The following is a 21,987-nucleotide window of genomic DNA, read 5'->3' on the forward strand; positions in this document are numbered from 1 at the left end:
GCGGTTCCTTCGCGAGCGGGTGGAAACGGTGGGTGATCACTGCATCACATTGCGTTGATCAAGCAAAATCCATGATCCGTTCGGGTCGGAGGCCGGTGAAGGCCTGGCAGCCGCCCCCTCCCCGTGTTAACGGCCCGGGCCGGGCCCGCGCCGCGGTGTCCGCGCGAGCGTCGGGTGCGGGCGGCGAACCGCTTTAGGCCAACGGGGCGCAGGCCTCGTTGACGGCCCCTTCCCCGGCGGCCAGCGTGGGCACCGCCCTCCGGCAGCGGAGCCGGAACCTCTCCCGAAGGCGGCGACGATGACGCGTTCCCCCGCGACCCGCACGGCCCTCGTCACGCTGGTGGCCGCCGGCCTGCTGTCGGCGGCCGGATGCGGCCTGGGCGGTGGCGGCGCGGGCGCCGAAGAGGCCCGCAGAACCGGCGAGGTGTCCGGCGAGATCACCTTCCGGACCCTTCAGCTGAAACCGAAGTTCACCGCCTACGTCCAGGGCGTCATCGACTCCTTCGAGGCGAAGTACCCGGCCGTCAGGGTGAAGTGGGAGGACGTCCCCGGCGACGGCTACAACGAGAAGCTCGTCGCCGACGCCCAGGCCGGGGCCCTGCCGGACGTGGTCAACCTCTCCACCGACTCCTTCCAGCTCCTGGGGGACCGCGGGATGCTCGCGGACGTGGCCCGGCTCGACGGGAAGGCCGCCGGGGAGTACGTCCGCGGTGCCTGGGAGCAGTTCAGGCTGCCCGGCAAGGGCGACGGCGTGTACGCCTACCCGTGGTACGTGACCCCCGAGATCCTCACCTACAACAAGGACCTGTTCGCGAAGGCCGGCCTGGACCCCGACAAGCCCCCGACCAGCGTCGAGCAGTTCTTCGACTACGCCGAGCAGATCGCCGCGCGCTCCGGCGGCCGGTACGCCGCGTTCATGGCCGACCCCAAGGGGCGGCTGCCGGGCGACTGGCAGAAGATGGGCGTCCCGCTGCTGAACGACGCGCGGGACCGGTTCACCTTCGACACCGACCGGGCCGTCGCCTGGGTCGAGCGGATGAAGGACCTCTACGCCAAGGGCGCCATGCCCAAGGAGTCCCTCCTGAAGGCCGACGACATCAACCAGCTGTACGGCGCGGGCAAACTCGTCTTCGGCCCCGGCTCCCCGGGCTTCGTCAGGGACATCCGCACGAACGCCCCGCAGGTCTACGCACGCACCCGGGTCGCGGGCGCCGTCACCGGCACGCTCGGCCACATCGGCATCTACGCGCAGTCCCTCGGCATCCGCAAGGACACCGAACACCCCGACGCCGCCGCGGAGTTCGCCCAGTGGGTCACCAACGGCCCCAACCAGGTGGAGTTCTCGCGGAACGCGACGATCTACCCCTCCAACGCCAAGGGCCTGGCGGACCCGCGCTTCACCGACCGCGGCGACGGCAACGACCCCGAGACGCTGGCCCGCGCCATCGGCGCCGAGCAGCTGAAGACGGCGGACCTCGACGCCAACACCCCCGTCCAGTGGACCAACCAGGTCGGCGACGCGGTGGTGCGGGAGGTGCAGAAGGCCATCCAGGGCGAGCAGGACCCCCGTGCGGCGGTGCGCAGGGCCCAGGAGGAGGCCAACCGGCTGCTCGCCGCCGGGAACCGCTCGTGACGGCCCCCGCCCCGGCGGCTCCCGCCGCCCGCGCCGCCGCGGCGGCCGCCCGGCGCGACCGCAGGCGCCTGCGCCGGTCTCGCCGGGCCATGGAGGCCGACACCGGGCTCGTGCACCGCAGGTGGTGGACCCCCTACCTGTTCCTCGCCCCCGGGCTGGTGACCGCGGCCCTGTTCGGCATCTGGCCGTTCCTCAACACCGTCGTCCTGTCCTTCACCGACGCCCGGATCCTGCGCGGCGGCTCCTTCGTCGGCTTCGACAACTACACGCGCGCGCTGGCCGACCCGGACTTCTGGACCGCCGCCGGCAACAGCGTGCTCTACCTGCTGGTCGTCGTCCCCTGCCTGGTCCTGCTGCCGCTGGCCCTCGCGGTCCTGGTCCGCGAGGAGGTCCCCGGCATCGGCTTCTTCCGCTCCGCGTTCTACACCCCGGTCATCGCCTCGGCCGTCGTCGTCGGCCTGATCTGGCAGTGGGTGCTGCGCAGCGACGGACTGGTCAACACCGTGTTCCGGGCGATCGGCGTGATCTCCGAGCCGGTCCCCTTCCTCACCGACAGCACCCTGCTGCTCGTCTCCGCCATGTTCGTGACGGTGTGGAAGGGCCTCGGCTACTACATGGTCTTCTACCTGGCGGCCCTCGGGAACGTCCCCGCCTCCCTCCACGAGGCGGCCGCCCTCGACGGGGCCGGCCCCGTCCGCCGCTTCTTCAGCATCACCGTCCCCCAGGTCAAGCCGATGATGCTGCTGGTGGGCACCCTCTCCGCGATCTCGGCGCTGCGCGTCTTCACCGAGATCTACATCCTGGGCGGCGAGAGCGGCGGCCCCGGCGGCGGCGCCCGCACCCTGCCGTTCCTCATCCGGCAGGTCGGCCTCGGCTTCGCCGGGGAGACCGGCTACGCCTGCGCCCTCTCCCTCCTGCTGTTCCTCCTGACCCTGGCCTTCAGCCTGCTGGGGCACAGGCTCACGAAGGGGGGAGCTGCTTGACCACCACCGGGGCCGGCCGCCGGCGCCGCCGGACGGGCCTCGCCGTCCGCTACGCGGTGCTCCTGCTGACGCTCGTCCTGATGCTCGGGCCGATCGTCTGGCAGTTCCTGACCTCGGTCCGCGGCCGCACCGAGAACGTCTACGACGGGCTGCTCCCCTCGCGGCCCACCCTCGACAACTACCTGCGCGTCGCCGAGTCCTTCCCGCTCGTCCAGTACGTGGGCAACACCCTGGTGGTGGCGGTGCTGGCGGTCGCCTCCAACGCGCTCTTCGCGGCGATGGGCGGCTACGCCCTCTCCCGGGCCGCCTGGAAGGGCCGCGAGGCGGTCTTCACCGTCCTGGTGGCGACCCTGATGTTCCCCTTCGAATCCGTGATGATCTCGATGTTCCTCACGGTGCGCGGGATGGGCCTGATCGACACCCTCGTCGGGGTCTGGCTGCCCGGCGCGGTCTCCGTCCTCAACATCATGATCATGCGGGCGGCCTTCCTCGCCGTGCCCAAGGAGATCGAGGAGGCGGCGGTCCTGGACGGTGCGGGGGAGTGGACCCGCTTCACCCGGGTGTTCCTCCCGTCCGCCCGGGGCGCCCTGGCCGTCGTCTGCATCACCAGCTTCATGGGGGCCTGGGACGACTTCCTGTGGCCGCTGCTCGTCCTCACCGACAGCGACCACTACACCCTGCAGCTCGGTCTGAAGACCCTGGCCGGCGCCACCACGACCAGCGACCAGCGGATCGTCGCCGCCGGCGCCATGGCCGCGCTCGTCCCGATGATGCTGCTCTTCTTCGCCCTCCAGCGCTTCTTCTTCAAGGGAGTGGGCGAGGGGGCCGTCAAACTCTGACCGCCGCGCGCCCGCACCGTCCGCCGCCGGCCCTCCACCGCTCTCCGTCCTCCTGCCCGCGATCTCCTGGAGCCCCCGTCATGCACGACGACCGCAGCATCACCGAACACCGCCTCCGCCGGGTCCTCGGGGAGCGCATCCGGCCCGCCGTCCGCTCCCGCCCGCGGCCCCTGGCCGTCGAGCGCTGGGACGCCCCCGGCGAACCGGTCCCCGTCTCCGAGGCGCTCGCCGCCCCGTACGCGCCCTGCGCGAGCGGCGACGCGTGGGGGCGGGCCTGGGGGACCACCTGGTTCAAGGTCACCGGCACCGTCCCCGCCGAGTGGGCGGGCCGCACCGTCGAGGCCGTCCTCGACCTCGGCTTCGACCGGATGATGCCCGGTTTCCAGTGCGAGGGACTGGTCCACCGGGCCGACGGCAGCGAGGTCAAGGCCCTCAACCCGTACAACGACTGGGTGCGCGTGGCGGACTCCGCGGCGGGCGGCGAACGGATCGAGTGGTACGTCGAGGCCGCCTCCAACCCCGTCCTGGTGGAGCACGCACCCACCTACGAGGGCGACCGGCTCACCAGCGGCGACCGGCCGCTGTACCGGCTCGCCCGGATGGACCTCACCGTCTTCGAGACCGAGGTCTGGGAACTCGTACAGGACCTCGAGGTCCTCCACGACCTGATGACCCAGCTCGGCGAGGACGACGCACGGCGCTACCAGATCCTGCGCGCCGTCGACCGCGCGCTCGACGAGGTCGACCTCGACGACGTCGCCGGCACGGCCGCCGCCGCCCGCGCCCGCCTGGCCGGGGTGCTGGCCGCCCCGGCGCACGCCTCCGCGCACCGGATCAGCGCGGTCGGCCACTCCCACATCGACTCGGCCTGGCTGTGGCCGCTGCGCGAGACCGTCCGCAAGGTGGCCCGCACCACCTCCAACATGATCGCTCTGATGGACGAGCACCCCGGGTTCGTCTTCGCCATGTCGCAGGCTCAGCAGCTCGACTGGGTCAAGACCCACCGGCCCGCACTCTTCGAGCGGGTGAAGAAGAAGGTCGCGGACGGGCAGTTCGTGCCGGTCGGCGGCATGTGGGTGGAGTCCGACACCAACATGGTCGGCGGCGAGGCCATGGCCCGGCAGTTCCTCTACGGCAAGAAGTTCTTCCTGGACGAGTTCGGCATCGAGACCAGGAACGTCTGGCTGCCCGACTCCTTCGGCTACACCGCCGCGATGCCCCAGCTCGTCCGGCTCTCCGGCGCCCAGTGGTTCCTGACCCAGAAGATCTCCTGGTCCCAGGTCAACCGGTTCCCGCACCACACCTTCTGGTGGGAGGGCATCGATGGCACCCGCGTCTTCACGCACTTCCCGCCGGTCGACACCTACAACAGCGACCTCGGCGGCGCCCAGCTGGCCCATGCCGCCCGCAACTACCGCGAGAAGGGCCGGGGTTCGCGCTCCCTGGTGCCCTTCGGCTGGGGCGACGGCGGGGGCGGCCCCACCCGCGAGATGCTGGCCCGGGCCCGGCGCCAGCGGGACCTGGAAGGCTCCCCACGCGTGGAGATCGAGCGCCCCGACGCCTTCTTCGAGAAGGCACGCGCCGAGTACGAGGACGCGCCCGTGTGGGCCGGCGAGCTCTACCTGGAGCTCCACCGCGGCACCTACACCTCCCAGGCCCGGACCAAACAGGGCAACCGGCGCAGCGAGTCGCTGCTGCGCGAGGCCGAGCTGTGGGCGGCGACGGCCGCCGTGCGCGTCCCGGACTTCCGCTACCCGTACGAGGATCTGGAGCGCATCTGGAAGACCGTCCTGCTGCACCAGTTCCACGACATCCTCCCCGGCTCCTCCATCGCCTGGGTGCACCGCGAGGCCCGCGCGACCTACGAGGAGGTGCGCCGGGAGCTGGCCGGCATCACCCTCGACGCGCAGACCGCCCTCGCGGGCCGGGGCGAGGAGGAGCTGGTCTTCAACTGCGCCCCGCACGAGCGGCGCGGGATCCCGGCCGGCGGGGCGGCCCGGCCGCGGCCGGCCGCACAGCCGGTCACGGTGGAGGAGCGGCACGGCGGCGGGCACGTCCTGGCCAACGGGCGGCTGCTCGTGGAGGTCGACGGGCGCGGCCTGATCGTCTCCGCGTACGACCTGGAGGGCGGCCGCGAGGCCCTCGCCCCCGGCGGCGCCGCGAACCTGCTCCAGGTCCACCCCGACTTCCCGAACATGTGGGACGCCTGGGACGTCGACGCCTTCTACCGCAACAAGGTCACCGACCTCGTCGCCCTCGACTCCCTGGAGGTGACCGAGCGGGAGCGGGACTCCTGCACCGTCACCGTCTCCCGCACCTTCGGCTCCTCCGCCGTCACCCAGGCCCTCACCCTGCGGGCCGGGGCCAAGGCGGTGGAGATCACCACGGAGGTGGACTGGCACGAGACGGAGAAGTTCCTCAAGGCCGCCTTCCCCCTCGACGTCAAGGCCGAACACACCGCCTCCGAGACCCAGTTCGGCCACGTCCACCGCGCCACCCACACCAACACCTCGTGGGAGGCGGCCAAGTTCGAGATCTGCGCCCACCGCTGGATCCACGCCGGGGAACCCGGCTGGGGCGTGGCGCTGCTCAACGACTCCACGTACGGGCACGACGTCACGCGCGGGATGCGCGCGGACGGCGGCCAGACCACCACCGTCCGCCTCTCCCTGCTGCGCGCCCCCCGCTACCCGGACCCCGAGACCGACCAGGGCCGCCACACCCTGCGCTACGCGCTCGCACCCGGCGCGGGGATCGGGGACGCGGTGCGCGAGGGCCATGCCTTCAACCTGCCCGAACGCGTGCTGCGGGGCGCGGGGCCGGTCGCCCCGCTGCTGGCCGTCGACGACGACGCGGTGGTGGTGGAGTCGGTCAAGCTGGCGGAGGACCGCAGCGGGGACGTGGTCGTACGCCTCTACGAGTCCCGCGGCGGACGCGCCCGGGCGGCTCTCTCGCCGGCTTTCCCGGTCGTGGCGGCGGTCGAGAGCGACCTGCTGGAGCGCCCCCTGGCGGGCTCGGCGGTCGGTGCCCCCGCGCCCGACGGCAGGGTCCCCCTCACCCTGCGGCCGTTCCAGATCGTCACGGTCCGCCTCCGGCGGGCGTGAGGTCCGTGGAGCCGGGTCCGCTCCGGTCCGGCTCCACCGCGTTCCCCGGCCTGTTCATCCGGTCGGCCGAGCAGCGCAAGCCACGCGCGCTCCGCCGGGCAAAGCTGTGGGCAAGGACACCGCCACCACCGCACAGACGAGGACCGCGCCATGTCCCACAGCCGACGGATCAGCACCATCGTGGGGGCCGCGGCACTGCTGCTGACCGCCACCGCCTGCTCGGGCATGGGCCGGAGCACCGTGGGCGTGCTCACCTTCCGCGGCCACGACTCGCCGGCCGAGCTGAGCTACTCCAACACCCCCGTCAAGGGCTGCCACCGGATCCGCATTCCGAAGGGGGCCACCCACGTCGAGAACAACACCCTCGTGGACATCGTCCTGTACCGGACGGAGAACTGCGGCGAGGTCGACGGGGCCGAGGGGGTCTACGTGGCCACGACCCTGTCGAACGTCACCGCCCCGCGCACCCTTCCCTGGCGCAGCTTCCGGGTCATCCACTGACCCGCCCGGGTCCCGGCCCGCGCGGGGCGGGGCGTGAACTGCGCCACAGCGTCCGGCGGGAGGGGCCCCCGTCCCCCGCAATCCCGGGCCGGAGGGACCGCACTCGGTTTTGCACCTAGTTGCAAAACCGCCCTCCCCTCGCTACAACGGGAGCATCACCCCCGCGCGAGGAGGCGCCCCCTCATGAGTTCCCAGAGCCGGTACCCGCACCTGCTGAGCCCCCTGGACCTCGGCTTCACCACCCTGCCGAACCGCGTGATCATGGGATCGATGCACACCGGCCTGGAAGAGCACGAGGGCGGCTTCGAGCGCCTGGCCGCCTTCTACGCCGAGCGCGCGCGCGGCGGCGCGGGCCTGATCGTCACCGGGGGCATCTCCCCGAACGACGCCGGGCGCCCCTTCGAGGGCGGCTCCCGCCTCACCACCGAGGAGGAGGCCGCCGAGCACCGGGTGATCACCGACGCGGTGCACGCCGAGGGCGGGAAGATCGCGATGCAGATCCTCCACTTCGGCCGCTACGCCTACCACAAGGACCTCGTCGCACCCACCGCGATCCAGGCCCCCATCAGCCCCTTCGTCCCGAACGAGCTCACCGGCGCCGAGGTCGAGGAAACCATCGAGGACTTCGTCCGCGCCGCCCGCCTGGCCAAGCTCGCCGGCTACGACGGCGTCGAGATCATGGGCTCCGAGGGCTACCTGGTCAACGAGTTCATCGCCGCCGCCACCAACAAGCGCACCGACCGCTGGGGCGGCGCGTACGAGAACCGCGTGCGCTTCCCGCTGGAGATCGTCCGGCGTACCCGTGCGGCCGTCGGCGACGACTTCATCCTGATCTACCGGCTCTCGATGCTCGACCTGATCCCGGGCGGCTCCACCCTGGAAGAGGTCGTGCGCCTCGCCAAGGAGGTCGAGGCGGCCGGCGCGACGATCATCAACACCGGCATCGGCTGGCACGAGGCCCGCATCCCCACCATCGCCACCTCCGTCCCGCGCGGCGCCTACACCTGGGTCACCAAGCGGCTGATGGGCGCGGTGAGCGTCCCGCTCGTCACCAGCAACCGCATCAACACCCCCGAGAAGGCCGAGGAGATCCTCGCCGACGGCCGCGCCGACCTGGTCTCCCTCGCCCGCCCCTTCCTGGCCGACTCCGACTTCGTCGCCAAGGCCGCCGCCGGGCGCCCCGAGACCATCAACACCTGCATCGGCTGCAACCAGGCCTGCCTCGACCACACCTTCAGCGGCAAGATCACCAGCTGCCTGGTCAACCCGCGCGCCTGCCACGAGACCGAGCTCGTGCTCTCGCCCACCCGGCGCAAGAAGCGCGTCGCGGTCGTCGGCGCCGGCCCGGCCGGCCTCGCCTGCGCGGTCACCGCCGCCGAACGCGGCCACGCCGTCACCCTCTTCGAAGCCTCCGGCCACATCGGCGGCCAGCTCGACGTGGCCCGCCGGATCCCGGGCAAGGAGGAGTTCGAGGAGACCATCCGCTACTTCGGCACCCAGCTCGCGGCCCAGGGCGTCGACGTCCGCCTCGACACCCGCGCCGACGTGGACACCCTGCGCGGCTACGACGAGGTCGTCGTCGCCACCGGCGTCACCCCCCGCACCCCCGCCCTGGAGGGCGTGGACCGGGACGACGTCGTCAGCTACCTCGACGTGCTGCGCGACGGCGTCCCCGTCGGGGAGCGCGTGGCCGTCGTCGGCGCCGGCGGCATCGGCTTCGACGTCGCCGAGTTCCTCACCGACAGCGGCGAGGGCGCCTCGCAGGACCCCGAGGTCTACTTCCGCCACTGGGGCGTCGACACCGCCTACGCCGGCCCCGGCGGCCTCACCGCCCCCGAGCGGCCGGCCTCCCCCCGCCAGGTGACCCTGCTCCAGCGCAAGACCACCAAGGTCGGCGCCGGCCTCGGCACCACCACCGGCTGGATCCACCGCGCGGAGCTCAAGCACCGCGGGGTCGTCTCGGTCGCCGGGGCGACGTACGAACGGATCGACGACGAGGGCCTGCACATCACCGTCGGCGGCGAGCCGCACCTGGTGCCCGCCGACACGGTCGTCCTGTGCACCGGCCAGGAACCCCGCCGCGACCTGTACGAGGCGCTGCGCGCCGAAGGCGTCGAGGCGCACCTGATCGGCGGCGCCGACGTGGCCGCCGAACTCGACGCCAAGCGGGCCATCCGCCAGGGCACGGAACTCGCCGCCGGCCTCTAGGGAGTTGTGGCGGCCCGCGCCGGGCCGCCACAATCGGCGGGTGACGTTGACACCGGCAGACGCGGACAAGATCCTCAGCGACAACTTCGCTCCCTGGGTGCTCGCCCTCGGCCTCTCCGTCGAGGAGACCGGCGAGCGGCACGCCGTCCTGCGGCTGCCCTGGTCCGACGCCCTGGCGCGCGACGGCGGCGGCCTGTCGGGCCAGGCCCTGATGGCCGCGGCCGACACCGCCACCGTCGTCGCCATCTCCGCCGCGCGCGGAGCGTACGGCCCGATGACCACCGTCCAGCAGTCGACGAGCTTCCAGCGGCCGGTGACGGGCGCGGACGTGCTGATCGACGTGCGGATCACCAAACTCGGCAAGCGCATGGCCTTCGCCGACATCACCATGACCCCGGACGGCAGCCCGGACCCGGCGGCGAAGGCCTCGACGGTGTACGCCCTGCTCGGCTGACCCGGCTCCGGTCCCGGCTCAGATGTCGATCACGCGGTAGGCGATCGTGTACACCCCGCCGGAGCCCTCCAGGGAGCGGTACTGGACCTCGCCGCCGAACTCGCTCCCGGTGGCCAGCGTCGCGCCCAGCTTGTCGTCCGGGCTGGTCGTGTCGTAGTCCCACAGGGTCAGGGTGCGGGCCTGCTGCTTGCCGAGGACGAGGGCGGCGTTGCCGTTCCCGTCCTCCATCGAGCGCACGTAGTTCGTGCCCATCGTCTGGTACTTCAGGCTCCCCGGCCAGACCTTGACCTGGTTGCCGTTCGCGTCGGTGACCTTGAGGTACGCCTCGTCGTGGTCGCCCTCGCTCTGCTGGTGGCAGGTCAGCTCCAGCAGCTCGATCCGTACGTAGTCGACGGGTTCGGCCTGGGCGGCCCCCGCGAACCCGGCGACGCCCCCCAGGGCGAGCAGGGTGGCGGCGGCGAAGCGGGCGATGCTGCGGCTCATGGTGGAATCCCCCGGAAGTGTCGTGTGAGCGCCGGTCCCCCCGGCGGCTCCACCACTGTGCGCTGCCGGGCGGCCGCGGTTCTACGCGCGTTCCGCTCAGTGGAACGCGCACGGCGGTTCAGCGCAGCAGTCCCGGCGGCAGCCCCGCGGGGCCCGGCACCCCGCGCGCCAGCCCCCGGGTGATCGCGGCACAGGCCTCTGCGACGGCCTGGGCGAGCCGGCCCAGCGGCTGCCCCGCCGGAACGAGCGCGGCCAGCGCCGCCACCGCACGGCCGTCGGGTGCGCGCACCGGCAGCGCGGCGCAGCACACCCCCTCCATGACCTCCTCCCGGTCCAGCACCGCCCCGGGCCGGGCCGGGCCGCGCAGGGCACGGCCCGCCGCCGTGTCCAGCCGGAAGCCCGCACCGTCGCGGACCGGCAGCGCGGGCTCCAGCACCCCGGGCACCGAGTTCACGGTCAGCGCCTGGTCCTCGTACAGCACGGTCAGCACCACGCTGGCCCCGGTCGCCGCGCGCAGCCGGTGCAGCGGGAGCCGGGACGCCGGCCGCAGCCCCGGGTGCGGCTGCCAGGCCTCGCCGATCCGGTACAGCTGGGCGCCGAGGCGGTAGCGGGCGCCGCACCGCTCGACGGCGCCGAGCGCCACCAGCTGGTCCAGCAGCCGGTGCACGGTCGCCTTGGGCACCTGACAGGCCAGGGCCAGTTCGGTCACGCCGGCCTCCTCGCCGTGCCGGCGCAGCGCCTCCAGCAGGGCGAAGGCTCCTTCGAGGACGCCCCGGCCGCGGGGTGCGGACGACGGCGGCGCCGACTGCGGGCGTACGGATGCGGACACGTGTCCCCCCGGACATCACGGCCCGGCCGTGGTCCCCCGATGGCACGACCCGGGCACCGCCCATGATGGCGCGGCGGTGCCCGGGTGCGAAGCCCTTCGCGGGTGTTGCGTCCTGCGGAGCGCCGAAGGCCGTCCGGGCGTCAGAACCGCAGGGGGCCGGCCGGGACCGGCAGCGGCGACGTCAGGGCGCCGCGCTGCCGGTCCGCGTCCTGCGGGGTCCGGCAGGTCACGTCCCGGGCGGGCAGCCGGCCCGTCGCCAGGTAGGAGTTGACCGGGGCGTTGGCGCAGGAGCGGGGATCCGCCAGGTACACCCCGTGGCCCTCCCCGCCCGCCGCGAGGACCATCCGGGAGCCCTTCAGCGACCGGTGCAGGCCCTGCCCGCTGACGAGCGGGGTCTGGGAGTCCCATTCGTTCTGCACGGTCAGCACGTTCGCCCGGGTCTTCATGGGCGTGGCCGCCTCGGCGGGCCGCTGCCAGAAGGCGCACGGCTTGATGTTGGAGGCGAAGTCCCCGTACAGCGGGTACCGGGCCTTGTCCCGCGCCGCGTCCCGCGCGTACTGTCCGGGATCGCGCGGCCAGGAGCCGGTGTCCCCGCACACCACGGACCAGAAGACGGCCGTGCCGTTGTCGGAGGCCGGCTCGGCACCCCGCAGCGTCTTCTTCAGGTCCGGCACGGCCAGGCCGGCGGGCGGCGGGGTGCCTTCGGCAGCGGCCTTGAGCGCGCTGACGAAGGGGGCCGCCTCCCGCGGGTAGAAGAACAGGGCGCGGGCCGACCGGATGTCATCGCCCGTCACCTTCGTCCCCTGGAACTCGATCGGGTCCCGGTCGGCCCGCGCCACCAGCCCCCAGAAGGCCGCCGACACCGCCTCCGGCGTCGCCCCGAGCCGGTACTCGGCGTCGCGTTCCGCCGTCCACCGCGTCCAGCGGGCGAAGGCGGGCTCGGCCTCCGTGGCCCACACCTGGAGCATCCCCCGCCAGAGCCGCTGCGGGTCGACCCCGCTGTCCAGGACGAAGCGGTCGGTCCGGGACGGGAACATCTGCGTGTAGACCGCCCCGAGGTAGGTCCCGTACGAGTAGCCGACGTAGGAGATCTTCCGCTCGCCCAGGGCCGAGCGGATCGCGTCCATGTCACGGGCCGTGTTGCGGGTGGTGATGTACGGAAGCACGGCACCGGCCTTCTCGCGGCACTTGTCCGCGACGGTCCGCGCCCAGGCGACGTCGGACGGGAAGGTCTCCGGGCGGTACGGGCGGTCGATGCTCTGCTCCGCGTCGGTCAGTCCGCAGCTGATCGGGCTGCTGGCCCCGACGCCCCGGGGGTCGAAGCCGATCAGGTCGTACCGCTCCCTGACCTCCTTGGGCATCGCCCCATCCATCATCAGCGGCAGGTCGAGGCCGGAGCCGCCGGGTCCGCCGGGGTTCAGGAGCATGACGCCGTGCCGTCGGGCGGGGTCCGGGCTCTTGATCCGGGATATCGCGAGGTCGATGGTCCTGCCGCGGGGCCGCTGGTAGTCGAGCGGCACCTTGACGGTCGCGCACTCGTACGACGCCGGCTGCTCGGCGCTGCACCGGTGCCAGGAGGGCTGCTGCGGCCCGTAGTCGGCGGGGGCGGCGGCCGCCCGGGTGGCGGACAGGAGGGGGAGGGTCGTGAGGAGGCCGGCGGCGGCGAGCAGGGGTGCGAGCCGTTTCGTGCGCACGAAGGGCCGTTCCTTTCGGAGAGGGACGATTCCCTGCCCACCCTGGGGCACGCGGCGGCGGGGCGAATCATCCCCGAGGGCGGCTCCTGTGCTCTTCCGTCCACCTCGCGAATGACTGGATTTCCGGACAACTGGCTGACGCGCCGCGTGCGTTGCGGGGTCAGTGGCCGGCGTGCCCGGAGCCGTTCTCCAACGTCCCGCCGAGGCGTTCGCGCAACGCGGTCAGGGCGTCCGCCGACTGGGCGGTCACGACCCAGCGGTCACCCACCAGGTAGACCCCGCCGTACACCCGGGTCTCGGCCAGCCAGGAGCGCAGGCCCTGTTCGGCGGCGAAGGTGGTCATGCGGTAGGCGCCCTGCCCGGTCGCGCAGGCCCCCTGGCGCAGCTCGTCGGCCTGCATGCTCACCTCGGCACTGCACCCCAGGGCGGCGGCGAGCTCCTCGACCGTGGCGGTCTTCGCGGGGGAGGAGCCGTCGCCCGCGGGTGCTCCGTGCGCTGCGTGCGCTCCCTGCGCTCCGTGGGCCGACGCGCCGCCGTGCGCGGGCCGCTCCGCGCCGCAGCCGCCGGCCAGCAGGGCGCCGCACAGCGCGGCGGCGGCCGCGGGGAGGAGGCGGCGGCCGGGGCGGCGGAACGGGAACATGGCGACCTCACGGGCTGATCGGGGACGAAGGGGGAGGGGGGGTGGTGCCCGGCGGGGAGGGGAGGGGGGCCGGGCACCACGTCAATGGGGGCGTCCCGGCAGGGTCAGCCTGCCGCCTTCGCCTTCTTCCCCTTGTCGGTGACGGCCCACCACAGGCCCTGCTTGCCCTGGCCGTTGGCCTCACCGGGTGCCTTGTCACCGGTGAACGTGTAGACGGGCCAGCAGTCGATCGTCAGCTGCTCCGTCCCGTCGGGCCGTTTCACCGAACCGACCAGTTTGGCTTCGATTCCCGAGACCTGCGAGGCGTCGACGGGCTCGGCGGGCTTCCAGGTGTCCGTGCAGGAATCCACGCAGCCGATTTTCATCGGCCAGGCGCTGTCCTTGTCGAACCGGTAAAGGGTCCAGCCCTCCGCATTCTGGAGAATGTTGCCGAGCTGGGGATTCTGCCGGACCGAAACCGCGGATTTCGCCTCCTCCTTCGCACCTCCTTCCTTTTCCATCGCCTGTCCCTGCATCCCCGGGGCCTTTCCGGCTCCGGCCGGTTTCCCGTCGGGACCCAGGACGTGCCAGGTGCCTCCGACCCCCTCGCCGAGGGCGTCGCCCGCCTTGGTGTCCTTGGCGTAGCGGTACACCGGCCAGCCCCCGACCGTCAGCTGCTTGCTCCCGTCGGCCCGGGTCACCGAACCGAGCAGGGCCGCGTCGATGCCCGCCCCCGCGGAGGCCTCGTCCGCCGGGACGACCGGCCACGCCTTGGCGCAGTCGCCCTCGCAGTTGGACTTCGGGGGCTTGGCGGTGTCCTTGTCGAAGCGGTAGAGGGTGAACCCCTCGCCGTCGGCGACCCCGGAGCCGAGGGCCGGGATCTCCCGCACCTGGAGCTTCCCGGCCGGCCCGCTCTGTCCGGCCCCGCCGGCCGGGGCGGCCCCGGAGCCTTCGCCGTACCCCGATCCGTTCGCCGACCCGTATCCGGAACCCCCGTCGGAACCGTATGCGCCGAGCTGCTTCCCGGCTCCTGCGGGCTGTACCGCATTCGCCTTCGAAGCGGGTTTGTCGGCGATACCGCAACCAGCCGTCAGCAGCAGTACCGCGACTGCCGACCCGGCGATTATCTCCCGGCGCATTGTCTTCACGATCTCTCCTTGGGATGGGGTCCCGTGGTGCTCATTGCCTGCCGTCATTGATACGGGGCGAACGGCGGCGGAAACCGAAACCCGCGGGAATTTGTCAGATCGCGCCAAGAATGAACTCGGGCGCGTCCCGCACTCGTGCGCCCGCTCATTCCTGGATGCGCAGCGCGAGGGCCGGGCAGCGCCGCACCGCCCGCAGCGCCTTGGGCCGCAGCGGGCCCGGCACCGGCATGGAGGCCTCCGCCGGGTAGCCGTCCGCGTCGAGCCGTACGACGTCCGGAAGGATGTCCACGCACAGCCCGTGCCCCTTGCACAGCGTCCAGTCCACCACCAGCCGCTCCGGGGGGCTCTCGTCCAGCGGCAGCGGCAGCGCGCCCACGATCCGCCGCCCGCAGCCGCTGCCGAGGGCGTGGTCGCGGAACTCGTCGGGGAACGCGGCGAGCGCGGAGGCCACGAAGTGCGAGGTGCCGTCGGGGTGGCTGCACGCCCCGCGGCCCCGGACGGCTCTCAGCCGGGCCTCCACGGCGTCGAGGGCGCCGCGCCCCCCGCCCCGTACCGCGTCCTCCAGGACGTCGGCCAGCGCGGGCAGCCCCCGTACGCACGGCCCGCACTGCCCCGCCGACTCCTTCGCCATCCAGCGCGTCACCCGCGCGACCTCGCCGGCCGGGCAGGTGTCCTCGGGCAGCGGCAGCACCGCCCCCGCGCCCAGCACCGCGCCGAAGGCGGAGAGCGAGCCGCGCGAGACGTCCGCCGAGCGGGCCGCGCCGGGGTCCAGCCACCGGCCGTGGTACCCGCCGACCAGCACGCCCTGGCCGGTGCGGGTGCCGCACAGGTCGAGGACGTACGCCAGCGAGGTGCCCGTCGGCGTCTCGACGACCGTGTGCCCGGCGACGGTCAGCAGCACGGTGCCCGGCTCCGAGGGCAGGCCGGCCGCGCGGTAGTCGGGGGCGCCCATCCGGGCGGCGACGGCGAGCTGGGCGTAGGTCTCGGTGTTCGACAGCAGGGTCGGCACCCCGCCCAGCCCCCGCTCGCTGGTCCGCACCCGCCGCCCGGACGGCAGCGCCGCGCCGCCGTTCAGCCCGCCCACCAGGGCCGTCCCCTCGCCGGTCACGAAGCGCTCGGGCAGCCGCGACACCCGCACCCGCCGGCCGCCCGGGCCGCGTTCCTCGACGGCGTCCCGTACCGAGCGCTCCACGTCCGCCCGGGTGACGGCCACCACCACCTCCTGCGCGCCGACCGCGGCGGCGGCCAGCAGGGCGCCGTCGAGCACCAGGTGCGGGGCGTGCAGCAGCAGCGCGGTGTCTTTGAGGCAACTGGGCTCGCCCTCGCTGCCGTTGACCACCACGGCGGTCGGCCCCTCCCGCTCCCGGGCGGATCCGGTGACGGCACGCAGCTTCCGGGCGAAGGGGAAGCCGGCCCCGCCGCGCCCCCGCAGGTCGATGTCCTCGGCCAGGGCGACGAGTTCGTCCGGGGCGTAGCCGGGCAGCGGGCCGTGCGCCGCCAGATGCGCCTCGCGGTCGAGCCGCGGGTCCCGGTCGAGCCCGGCCAGCAGCCGGGGGGTGCCCACGCAGCCGAGCCCGGGGCGCGGCGCTCCGCTCACCACGTCCGGTCCCGGTCGGCGAGCTGCTCGGAGGTCCGGTCGGCGCCCGGGCCGGCCGCGGCGGCGGCCGCGTACGGGGCACGGCCGGTCCGCGGCGGCTGTGCCGGGGAGCCGGGCCCGCCCCTGCCCGTGCTCGGCCTCGGCCGCACCAGCAGGTCCGCGAGGGGCACGTCCTGGATGAAGAACGGGCGCACGCGCGGCGGCTGGGCGGGGGCTTCCCGCCCGGAGGCGGCCGGCTGCGGTACGGAGGGCTGCTGCCAGGCGGCGCCGAGGCCGCGGGCCCTGAGCCGGAACGCGAGCAGGGCGATGACCCCGGCCAGGCACAGCGCGTACGCCGTCGTCACCCAGGTGTCGGCGGCGCGGCCCGCCTTCAGGCCGTGCAGCAGCGACGCCCCCCACGCGGGGTAGGCGCCGATGTGCAGCGCCCGCCACCACAGGGAGCGGCTCTTGGTGGCGAACACACTACGCAGGGCGCCGGAGGCGGCCACGGCCACGAAGAGATATCCGGCCAGGGTGCCGAGGCCGATGACGACGGGCCGGTCCGGGTCCGCGAACGGCACCACGGCGGCCGCGGCGTCCGCCTGCCGCTCGGCCACCTTGACCCAGATGTGCAGGGCGAGGAAGCCCAGCCCGGACACGGCCAGGCCGCGGTGCACGCCCTGGGCCAGCAGCCGGTGGCCCGAGCCGAGCAGCACCCGGTCGGTGGCCACCAGCCCCCACAGGACGGTCGAGGTCAGGCAGACGAGCGAGAGCACGCCCGCCCCGAAGTCGAGGAACTCCCACAGGCGGGTCAGGGCGCCCGCTCGGGCCGCCACGAGGAGCGAGACGAGGGCGGCGCCGGCGGCGCACAGGGCGCTGGGGCGCAACCTTCCGGCGGCGGGCAGCAGGGAGGGCCTTCTGACGGCCCGCCGTCCCGCGGCCGGAGCCGCGCCGGGGGCCGCCGCCGCGTGGCGACTCCTGCGTCGTGCCCTGTGGGAGCGGGGTATGTGCGGCTGGGGCAGGGGCATGCGGTTCTCCTGAGCACCCGGGCTCCGAGCGGTCCACCTGGCGCTCGGCACCCGGGGGTTGGGGTCGGTGACGGCCGGCAGCGCTGTGGAATTCCCGCGCCGGCCGAGGGGCTCGGGGGCCGGAGTGCAGCAGCATCGTGGAGCTGCGCAGCATCTCCACAGGATTTATCGAAACGTGATAATTTCTCGCACCGCGTCTCCGAGGCATCGAACAACCCCGGAAGATTCCCCTCCAGTGGAGGTCGTGACAGGCCACCGCGTCGCCGGCCAACCATGCGTCCCCGACGGCAAAATCAAGGCAAACCCGCGGGACCGAAAGTGGCCGGAACCCTCCAGAAGGGGACGTGGGGGCTGCAACTCTCTTGACAGACAGGGTTGTTGGCGAGGCAGACAACCCGGCGGGCCTGTCACCCCTGCACCGGACAGGCCTCACCCCGGCAAGAACGAGGAAACGATGTGCGAACTTCTGAACCGCATCTGGTCCCGCCCGCGCGGAGAGTGGACCCGTGTTCTGCGCAGGGAACTCCCCGCGCTGGCCGCGGAGATAGTGGAGGAGCTTCTGCATGGAATTCCGGGATTTTCCGCACTTGTCGATGACAACGATGCCATCGATGACGATTTGCTCAGGCTGAGGGTGGAAGAAGCCCTTCTTTCCGCTCTCGGCTACCGCGACGCCGCCGACCGGGACGCGCCCTGCGCGGACCCCGTCGCGGACCCGTCCGGGACCCCGCCCCGGGCCACCCCAGGGGCCCCGGCCCGGGCCGGTCACGGCTGCGAGGAGGACCGCCACGACGGCCGCCTCGAGATCGTGGGGGGAGGCGTACGGGAGGACGTGCGCGAACCCGCGCGCGAGCACGGCCACGACCACGGCGGCGGAGCCGGTGACGGCACCGGAGCCGGCCAGGGCGCCCGGCAGGAGCCCGCCGCCCCGCCCGAGCGGGCCCGCCAGGAACTCTTCCGGGCCCTCACCGACGACCGGACCGCGTGCGAGGGCTCCCTCGCCGAACTCGCCGAAGCCGCCCACTGGCCGCTCCCGCCCGCCGTCCGGGCCGTCGCCCTGGCCACCCCCGGCGAAACGCAGCAGCTGGCGGCCGTACTCGACGACTCCCTCGCCGGCATGTTCGCCGGCCGGCCGTGCCTGCTGCTCCCCAGCCCCGACCCCGACGCCCGCGCCGCCCTGGAACTCCCGCTGCGCGGCCGGTTCGCCGCCGTCGGCCACGCCGTCCCCCTGCGCGACACCGCCTCCTCACTGCGCTGGGCGCTGCGCCTGCTGACCCTCACGCCCAACCGCGGCGGCCTGGACCGGGCGGTCTTCGTGGACGACCACCTCTCGACCCTCCTGCTGCTCCAGGACGAACCCCTCGCCCACGCCCTCGCCGCCCGCTGGCTCCGGCCGCTCGCCGACCTGACCCCGCGCCAGAGCGAGCGGCTGGAGGTCACCCTGCTCGCCTGGCTGGAGGGCGGAGGCGCCCCTGAGGCGGCGAAGGCCCTGAGCGTGCACCCGCAGACGGTGCGCTACCGGATGCGGCAGCTCGAGAAGCTCTTCGGGCCCGGACTGCGCGACCCGCGGACCCGGTTCGAGCTGGAGATGGCCCTGCGCAGCCGCCGGCTGATGGCGCAGGTACGGCGCCAGAACTCGCGTTCCGGCCGCAGGAACGGACGGGTCGTCACCGCCGACTTCACCCCCCTGGTCGTCGGACGGATGGCCCGCGTCAACGGACTGTGAACCGCGGCGGTCCTCCTCGCGCGAGCGCGGCGGTGGCCCGGAGCCCTTCGGCTCCGGGCCACCGCCGCGTCCGGACCGGACGGCAGCGCCGGATCAGCGGCAGCTGCGCCCGCTGTTGACGCACCCCACGGCCCTGGCCATCAGGCCGTCCGACATGACGTTGATGAAGTCGCCGTGATCGGTCACCGGCTTGTGCAGCTGCTCGGGGAAGCTGTCGACGGCGAACCGCGCCCCCGGCGTCACTCCGTACGTGATCCGCTGCACCAGCTGCGGAATGGCGGTGAAGCCCTTCTTGCAGCGGCCCGACTTGTCCGCGAAGGCCACGTGCGTGCGGTGGTTGGCGCTGTCGGTGTTGCGGCCGTCCCAGCAGCTCTGGAAGGTGAAGGTGCGCACCACGTCGCTGCCCTTCGGGCACACCGGGTACTTGTCCTTCAGCTGGCGGTCCTCGAAGCCGGTGCAGCTCCAGGAGGCGTTGGCGTTGGCCGTGCCGTTGCTGAAGGCCTTGGCGTCACCCGTGATGATCCGCAGGAACCGCGGCATCGCCTTGACCTGCCCCACCGGGCTCCCCTTGAAGGTGATCGAGACCTGCTTGGGCCGCAGGATCGTGCCGACGTTGGCGTCCTGCCCACCCCCGGGGGCCTTGGCGTCCCGCTCCGCCCTGCCGTCGCGCAGCCGCAGGACCGGCCAGTAGTAGGTGGACTGGTCGCCGTTGCCGCAGGTGGTTCCGGAGGCGGCGAGGCTGCCGTTGGTGGAGAAGGCGTCGGTGGTCTTGTTGCCTACGTAGTCGTGCATGTGGTGCGCGCCGTTGGACACGCCGGGGGCGACGATCACGTTGTCGGGGTTGAAGTGGCCGTTCTCGTTGCGGCCGCACTCGGAGGTGAAGGAGCCCTTGGAGGCGCCCGCCGAGGGCGCGGGGGTGCGCACGTTGGGCCGTACCTTGGTGATGGAGACGAAGTCGCTCTTGGCCGGCCCGCCCTGCTGCCCGGCGCTCCGGGCGGCGGCCGCGTCCGGACCCGCCTCCGCGGCCGCCGCGTCGTCCTGCGCCGCCGGAGCCTCCTTCATCTCGCAACCGCTGAGCTGGTCGAGTCCCTCCGGGCGGCCGCCCTGGCCGCCGGAGGAGCGGCCTATCGCATCGGACACCTTGCTGATCGTCGTGGAGCGCTGGTCCCGCAGCCGCCCGAGGAGCGCGTCCTTCTGCGCCTCGCCCCGGACCTCCCCGGCGGCGAGCCGGCGGTAGGCGTCGGCCACCTGCACGTCCAGCTGGGCGAGGTTCGCGTCGACCTCGCCCCTGGCCTGGTCGGGTACGGACGTGAGCCGGTCGCCCACGTCCGGGCAGTCGATGGTGGCCGTCACCTGTCCCGGGCGGCCGTCCTGCCCGGCGTTCGCGTTGCCGGCGACGACGGCGACCCCGCCACCGCCCAGCACCAGGGCGGAGACCATCGCGAGGAGTTTGAACCGGGGGCGCCTGTGGCCCTTGTGACTCATACGATCACTTCACTTCGTTTCGTCGGTCGGACATCTGAGGGGGCGCGGCCCCCTGGTGGTGGACCGGGGCGGGGGAGGCGGGTGCGGGGCTCGCGTCGGAGACGGAGTCGAAGTCGACCAGCCCGCTCTCCTCCAGGACCGTGATGTGGTCCAGCACGGTGGCGTTGGCCGAGGTGGCGAGGGCGCGGACCATGGAGTTGCGGGTCTGCGCCCGGATCTGCGCCAGCAGCGCGAACACCTTGCCGTGCGCCCGGCGCAGCAGCTGGACGAACAGCCGCTCGTACTCGCTGTCGGGGGCGTTCGTCATCTGGTTCAGCCAGTCCTGCTGCTGGGCGCTGGGCTTGTCGGGCAGGTCCACGCCGAGGGCCTGGCCCACCTGGATCACCTGGCGGTCCAGGTCGGCGTGGCCTTCCACGAGGTGCATCCCGGCCGTGCGCACCGCGGGGCGGATCCCGCGCTGCTGGGCCTGCCGCCCGGCGGGGCCCTCCCACAGCCCGGCGAGCCGCACCTTGCGTACGAAGTCCCGGTCCGCGGCGGTCAGGGGCCCGTAGGCCGTGCTCATGGTCCCCGCGCCGTCGTCGTCGATACCGGGCTTGGCGGCCGATCCCGCCGCGGCGGCCGAGGCCCGGTCGCCGAACTTCGAGACGGGAATCAGCAGCGCGATGAGCGTGACGGCCAGGGCGGCGATGACGAGACCGCTCCCGATCGTGTACCTCGTGGCCACCGACAAGCCGCTGACGGATCGCCGCCGCAATGACAGCACTGTGCCTCCTCGCTCCGTGGGCCGGCAGGAGGCGCGGGGCGGCAGTGGCGGTACGCGGCCTGCGGTGCGCACCCGCACTCCTGGGGTGCCACGGGACGCTAGTGCCCCGTCCGGTGCCGCTGCGGAAGGACCATCACCATCGGATAAACATCCGGGCAAGCCCTCGCGGGACTGCTATCTTGCCGCGGTCTGCCGGTCGGGCGTGGTGTACGCGAAGTGCAGCGCGACCCGCCGCAGCCCGGGCCGGCGCAGGCCGGTGACCTGGTGGGCGGTGGTGTCGCAGCGCAGCAGGTAGCCGTCGCCGGGCCGGTGGTGGGCCCGGCGGGCGGCCTCGTCCAGCACCGCCGCGGCCGCGCCCCGGGGACCGTACCGCAGCAGGCCGCCGTCCCGGGCCGAGCCCGGCGCCTCGGCGAAGACGACGAGGGCCAGCGGGTGCGGGTGGGGGTGGGGGTGGACGTGCGTGCCCGGCGTCTCGCCGTGCCGGTGCAGGATGTCGACCACGTGCCGCTCCAGCGGATCGGCGACGGGCACGGCCTCCATCGCGGAGATCCCGCGCACCAGCTCGATCAGGGCGGGGTCGTGGTAGACGCGCGGGATCAGCTCGGACTCCGCGGCGATGACCAGCCCGTCGAGGGCGGCCGGGGGCCGGGCCGCCGCGGGATCGCGGTGTGCCGCCAGCGCTTCGAGACGGCGGATCTCGCGCCGGAACAGCGTGAGCCGCTCCAGGGGCACGAGACCGGGGAGGGGCACGTAGCCCTCTTCGGCGAAGCGCTCACGCAGGCCGCGGTGGTCGGCAGGCAAAGACAGCACGGAACCGTACTACCCCGCGCGGCGCGTCCGCAGACGAAACGCCCGCCAAGGCCATCCGGTCGGCGGCACGACGCGCAGGACGCGGCCTGCGCGAGCCCGCATCA

18 protein-coding genes are annotated in these 21,987 nt (G+C 73.6%); 8 read left to right on the forward strand and 10 right to left on the reverse strand.

Annotated elements, in window-relative coordinates; translation table 11 throughout:
- Positions 1 to 298: 298 nt before the first annotated feature.
- The 7 genes from AB0D45_RS21620 (at position 299) to AB0D45_RS21650 (ending at position 9,722) form a co-directional block, all read left to right on the forward strand.
- The gene (locus tag AB0D45_RS21620) at positions 299 to 1,633 is read left to right on the forward strand and encodes a sugar ABC transporter substrate-binding protein (RefSeq protein WP_362461449.1); all 1,335 of its coding nucleotides are present in this window, start codon (positions 299 to 301) and stop codon (positions 1,631 to 1,633) included.
- Positions 1,634 to 1,722: 89 nt separating this feature from the next.
- Positions 1,723 to 2,616, forward strand: a complete 894-nt coding sequence (locus AB0D45_RS21625; protein WP_362461521.1) for a sugar ABC transporter permease — start codon at positions 1,723 to 1,725, stop codon at positions 2,614 to 2,616.
- Positions 2,613 to 3,455 (forward strand): carbohydrate ABC transporter permease, encoded by an 843-nt coding sequence (locus AB0D45_RS21630; RefSeq protein WP_362461452.1) that lies wholly within the window; start codon positions 2,613 to 2,615, stop codon positions 3,453 to 3,455. The genes AB0D45_RS21625 and AB0D45_RS21630 overlap by 4 nt, the downstream gene beginning before the upstream one ends.
- An 80-nt stretch (positions 3,456 to 3,535) precedes the next feature.
- Positions 3,536 to 6,559 (forward strand): glycoside hydrolase family 38 C-terminal domain-containing protein, encoded by a 3,024-nt coding sequence (locus AB0D45_RS21635; RefSeq protein ID WP_362461455.1) that lies wholly within the window; start codon positions 3,536 to 3,538, stop codon positions 6,557 to 6,559.
- Positions 6,560 to 6,709: 150 nt separating this feature from the next.
- Positions 6,710 to 7,060, forward strand: a complete 351-nt coding sequence (locus AB0D45_RS21640) for a hypothetical protein (RefSeq protein WP_361604109.1) — start codon at positions 6,710 to 6,712, stop codon at positions 7,058 to 7,060.
- A 183-nt stretch (positions 7,061 to 7,243) separates the two neighbouring features.
- Positions 7,244 to 9,268 (forward strand): NADPH-dependent 2,4-dienoyl-CoA reductase, encoded by a 2,025-nt coding sequence (locus tag AB0D45_RS21645; RefSeq protein ID WP_362461458.1) that lies wholly within the window; start codon positions 7,244 to 7,246, stop codon positions 9,266 to 9,268.
- A gap of 40 nt (positions 9,269 to 9,308) precedes the next feature.
- Positions 9,309 to 9,722, forward strand: coding sequence for a PaaI family thioesterase (locus tag AB0D45_RS21650; protein WP_361604103.1), 414 nt, complete (start codon positions 9,309 to 9,311; stop codon positions 9,720 to 9,722).
- An 18-nt stretch (positions 9,723 to 9,740) separates the two neighbouring features.
- Here AB0D45_RS21650 and AB0D45_RS21655 read toward each other — a convergent pair whose 3' ends face one another.
- The 7 genes from AB0D45_RS21655 to AB0D45_RS21685 all read right to left on the reverse strand — a co-directional run bounded on the left by AB0D45_RS21655 (position 9,741) and on the right by AB0D45_RS21685 (position 17,099).
- On the reverse strand, positions 9,741 to 10,205 hold the full coding sequence (locus AB0D45_RS21655) for a hypothetical protein (RefSeq protein WP_362461461.1): 465 nt from the start codon (positions 10,203 to 10,205) through the stop codon (positions 9,741 to 9,743).
- 118 nt (positions 10,206 to 10,323) lie between these two features.
- Positions 10,324 to 11,034 carry a helix-turn-helix domain-containing protein gene (locus AB0D45_RS21660; RefSeq protein ID WP_362461464.1) on the reverse strand — a complete coding sequence of 237 codons (711 nt, stop codon included), beginning with the start codon at positions 11,032 to 11,034 and terminating at the stop codon, positions 10,324 to 10,326.
- Between the two features lie 140 nt (positions 11,035 to 11,174).
- Complete coding sequence (locus AB0D45_RS21665; protein WP_362461467.1) at positions 11,175 to 12,728, reverse strand: alpha/beta hydrolase; 1,554 nt, start codon at positions 12,726 to 12,728, stop codon at positions 11,175 to 11,177.
- 160 nt (positions 12,729 to 12,888) lie between these two features.
- The gene (locus AB0D45_RS21670; RefSeq protein ID WP_362461470.1) at positions 12,889 to 13,368 is read right to left on the reverse strand and encodes a hypothetical protein; all 480 of its coding nucleotides are present in this window, start codon (positions 13,366 to 13,368) and stop codon (positions 12,889 to 12,891) included.
- A 104-nt stretch (positions 13,369 to 13,472) separates the two neighbouring features.
- Positions 13,473 to 14,486, reverse strand: a complete 1,014-nt coding sequence (locus tag AB0D45_RS21675; RefSeq protein WP_362461524.1) for an SCO0930 family lipoprotein — start codon at positions 14,484 to 14,486, stop codon at positions 13,473 to 13,475.
- Positions 14,487 to 14,640: 154 nt separating this feature from the next.
- Positions 14,641 to 16,092 (reverse strand): NADH-ubiquinone oxidoreductase-F iron-sulfur binding region domain-containing protein, encoded by a 1,452-nt coding sequence (locus tag AB0D45_RS21680; protein ID WP_362461473.1) that lies wholly within the window; start codon positions 16,090 to 16,092, stop codon positions 14,641 to 14,643.
- Complete coding sequence (locus AB0D45_RS21685; protein ID WP_362461476.1) at positions 16,089 to 17,099, reverse strand: hypothetical protein; 1,011 nt, start codon at positions 17,097 to 17,099, stop codon at positions 16,089 to 16,091. Before AB0D45_RS21685 ends, AB0D45_RS21680 begins: the two co-directional genes overlap by 4 nt.
- Positions 17,100 to 17,553: 454 nt before the next feature.
- On the opposite strand from AB0D45_RS21685, the gene AB0D45_RS21690 reads away from it, so the two are divergent.
- Positions 17,554 to 18,825: a helix-turn-helix domain-containing protein gene (locus tag AB0D45_RS21690; RefSeq protein WP_362461479.1), complete on the forward strand. Its 1,272-nt coding sequence runs from the start codon at positions 17,554 to 17,556 to the stop codon at positions 18,823 to 18,825.
- 93 nt (positions 18,826 to 18,918) lie between these two features.
- Here the strand turns inward: AB0D45_RS21690 and AB0D45_RS21695 are convergent, their stop codons facing one another.
- The 3 genes from AB0D45_RS21695 to AB0D45_RS21705 all read right to left on the reverse strand — a co-directional run bounded on the left by AB0D45_RS21695 (position 18,919) and on the right by AB0D45_RS21705 (position 21,883).
- A complete protein-coding gene (locus AB0D45_RS21695; protein ID WP_362461482.1) occupies positions 18,919 to 20,310 on the reverse strand; it encodes a DUF1996 domain-containing protein in 1,392 nt (463 codons plus the stop codon).
- A 4-nt stretch (positions 20,311 to 20,314) separates the two neighbouring features.
- Entirely contained in the window at positions 20,315 to 21,073 is a 759-nt protein-coding gene (locus AB0D45_RS21700) for a DUF4142 domain-containing protein (protein WP_362461485.1), read from the reverse strand.
- Positions 21,074 to 21,247: 174 nt separating this feature from the next.
- Complete coding sequence (locus AB0D45_RS21705; RefSeq protein ID WP_362461488.1) at positions 21,248 to 21,883, reverse strand: hypothetical protein; 636 nt, start codon at positions 21,881 to 21,883, stop codon at positions 21,248 to 21,250.
- Positions 21,884 to 21,987: the final 104 nt, after the last annotated feature.

The sequence above is a fragment of the Streptomyces sp. NPDC048352 genome (assembly GCF_040651895.1).
Lineage (GTDB): Bacteria > Actinomycetota > Actinomycetes > Streptomycetales > Streptomycetaceae > Streptomyces.

Coding starts and splice junctions, on each gene's coding strand:
- AB0D45_RS21675 (WP_362461524.1), bottom strand. CDS start 14,486: ATGCGCCGGGAGATAATCGCCGGGTCGGCAGTCGCGGTACTGCTGCTG.
- AB0D45_RS21685 (WP_362461476.1), bottom strand. CDS start 17,099: ATGCCCCTGCCCCAGCCGCACATACCCCGCTCCCACAGGGCACGACGC.
- AB0D45_RS21690 (WP_362461479.1), top strand. CDS start 17,554: ATGTGCGAACTTCTGAACCGCATCTGGTCCCGCCCGCGCGGAGAGTGG.
- AB0D45_RS21620 (WP_362461449.1), top strand. CDS start 299: ATGACGCGTTCCCCCGCGACCCGCACGGCCCTCGTCACGCTGGTGGCC.
- AB0D45_RS21645 (WP_362461458.1), top strand. CDS start 7,244: ATGAGTTCCCAGAGCCGGTACCCGCACCTGCTGAGCCCCCTGGACCTC.
- AB0D45_RS21625 (WP_362461521.1), top strand. CDS start 1,723: ATGGAGGCCGACACCGGGCTCGTGCACCGCAGGTGGTGGACCCCCTAC.
- AB0D45_RS21695 (WP_362461482.1), bottom strand. CDS start 20,310: ATGAGTCACAAGGGCCACAGGCGCCCCCGGTTCAAACTCCTCGCGATG.
- AB0D45_RS21670 (WP_362461470.1), bottom strand. CDS start 13,368: ATGTTCCCGTTCCGCCGCCCCGGCCGCCGCCTCCTCCCCGCGGCCGCC.
- AB0D45_RS21635 (WP_362461455.1), top strand. CDS start 3,536: ATGCACGACGACCGCAGCATCACCGAACACCGCCTCCGCCGGGTCCTC.
- AB0D45_RS21640 (WP_361604109.1), top strand. CDS start 6,710: ATGTCCCACAGCCGACGGATCAGCACCATCGTGGGGGCCGCGGCACTG.
- AB0D45_RS21655 (WP_362461461.1), bottom strand. CDS start 10,205: ATGAGCCGCAGCATCGCCCGCTTCGCCGCCGCCACCCTGCTCGCCCTG.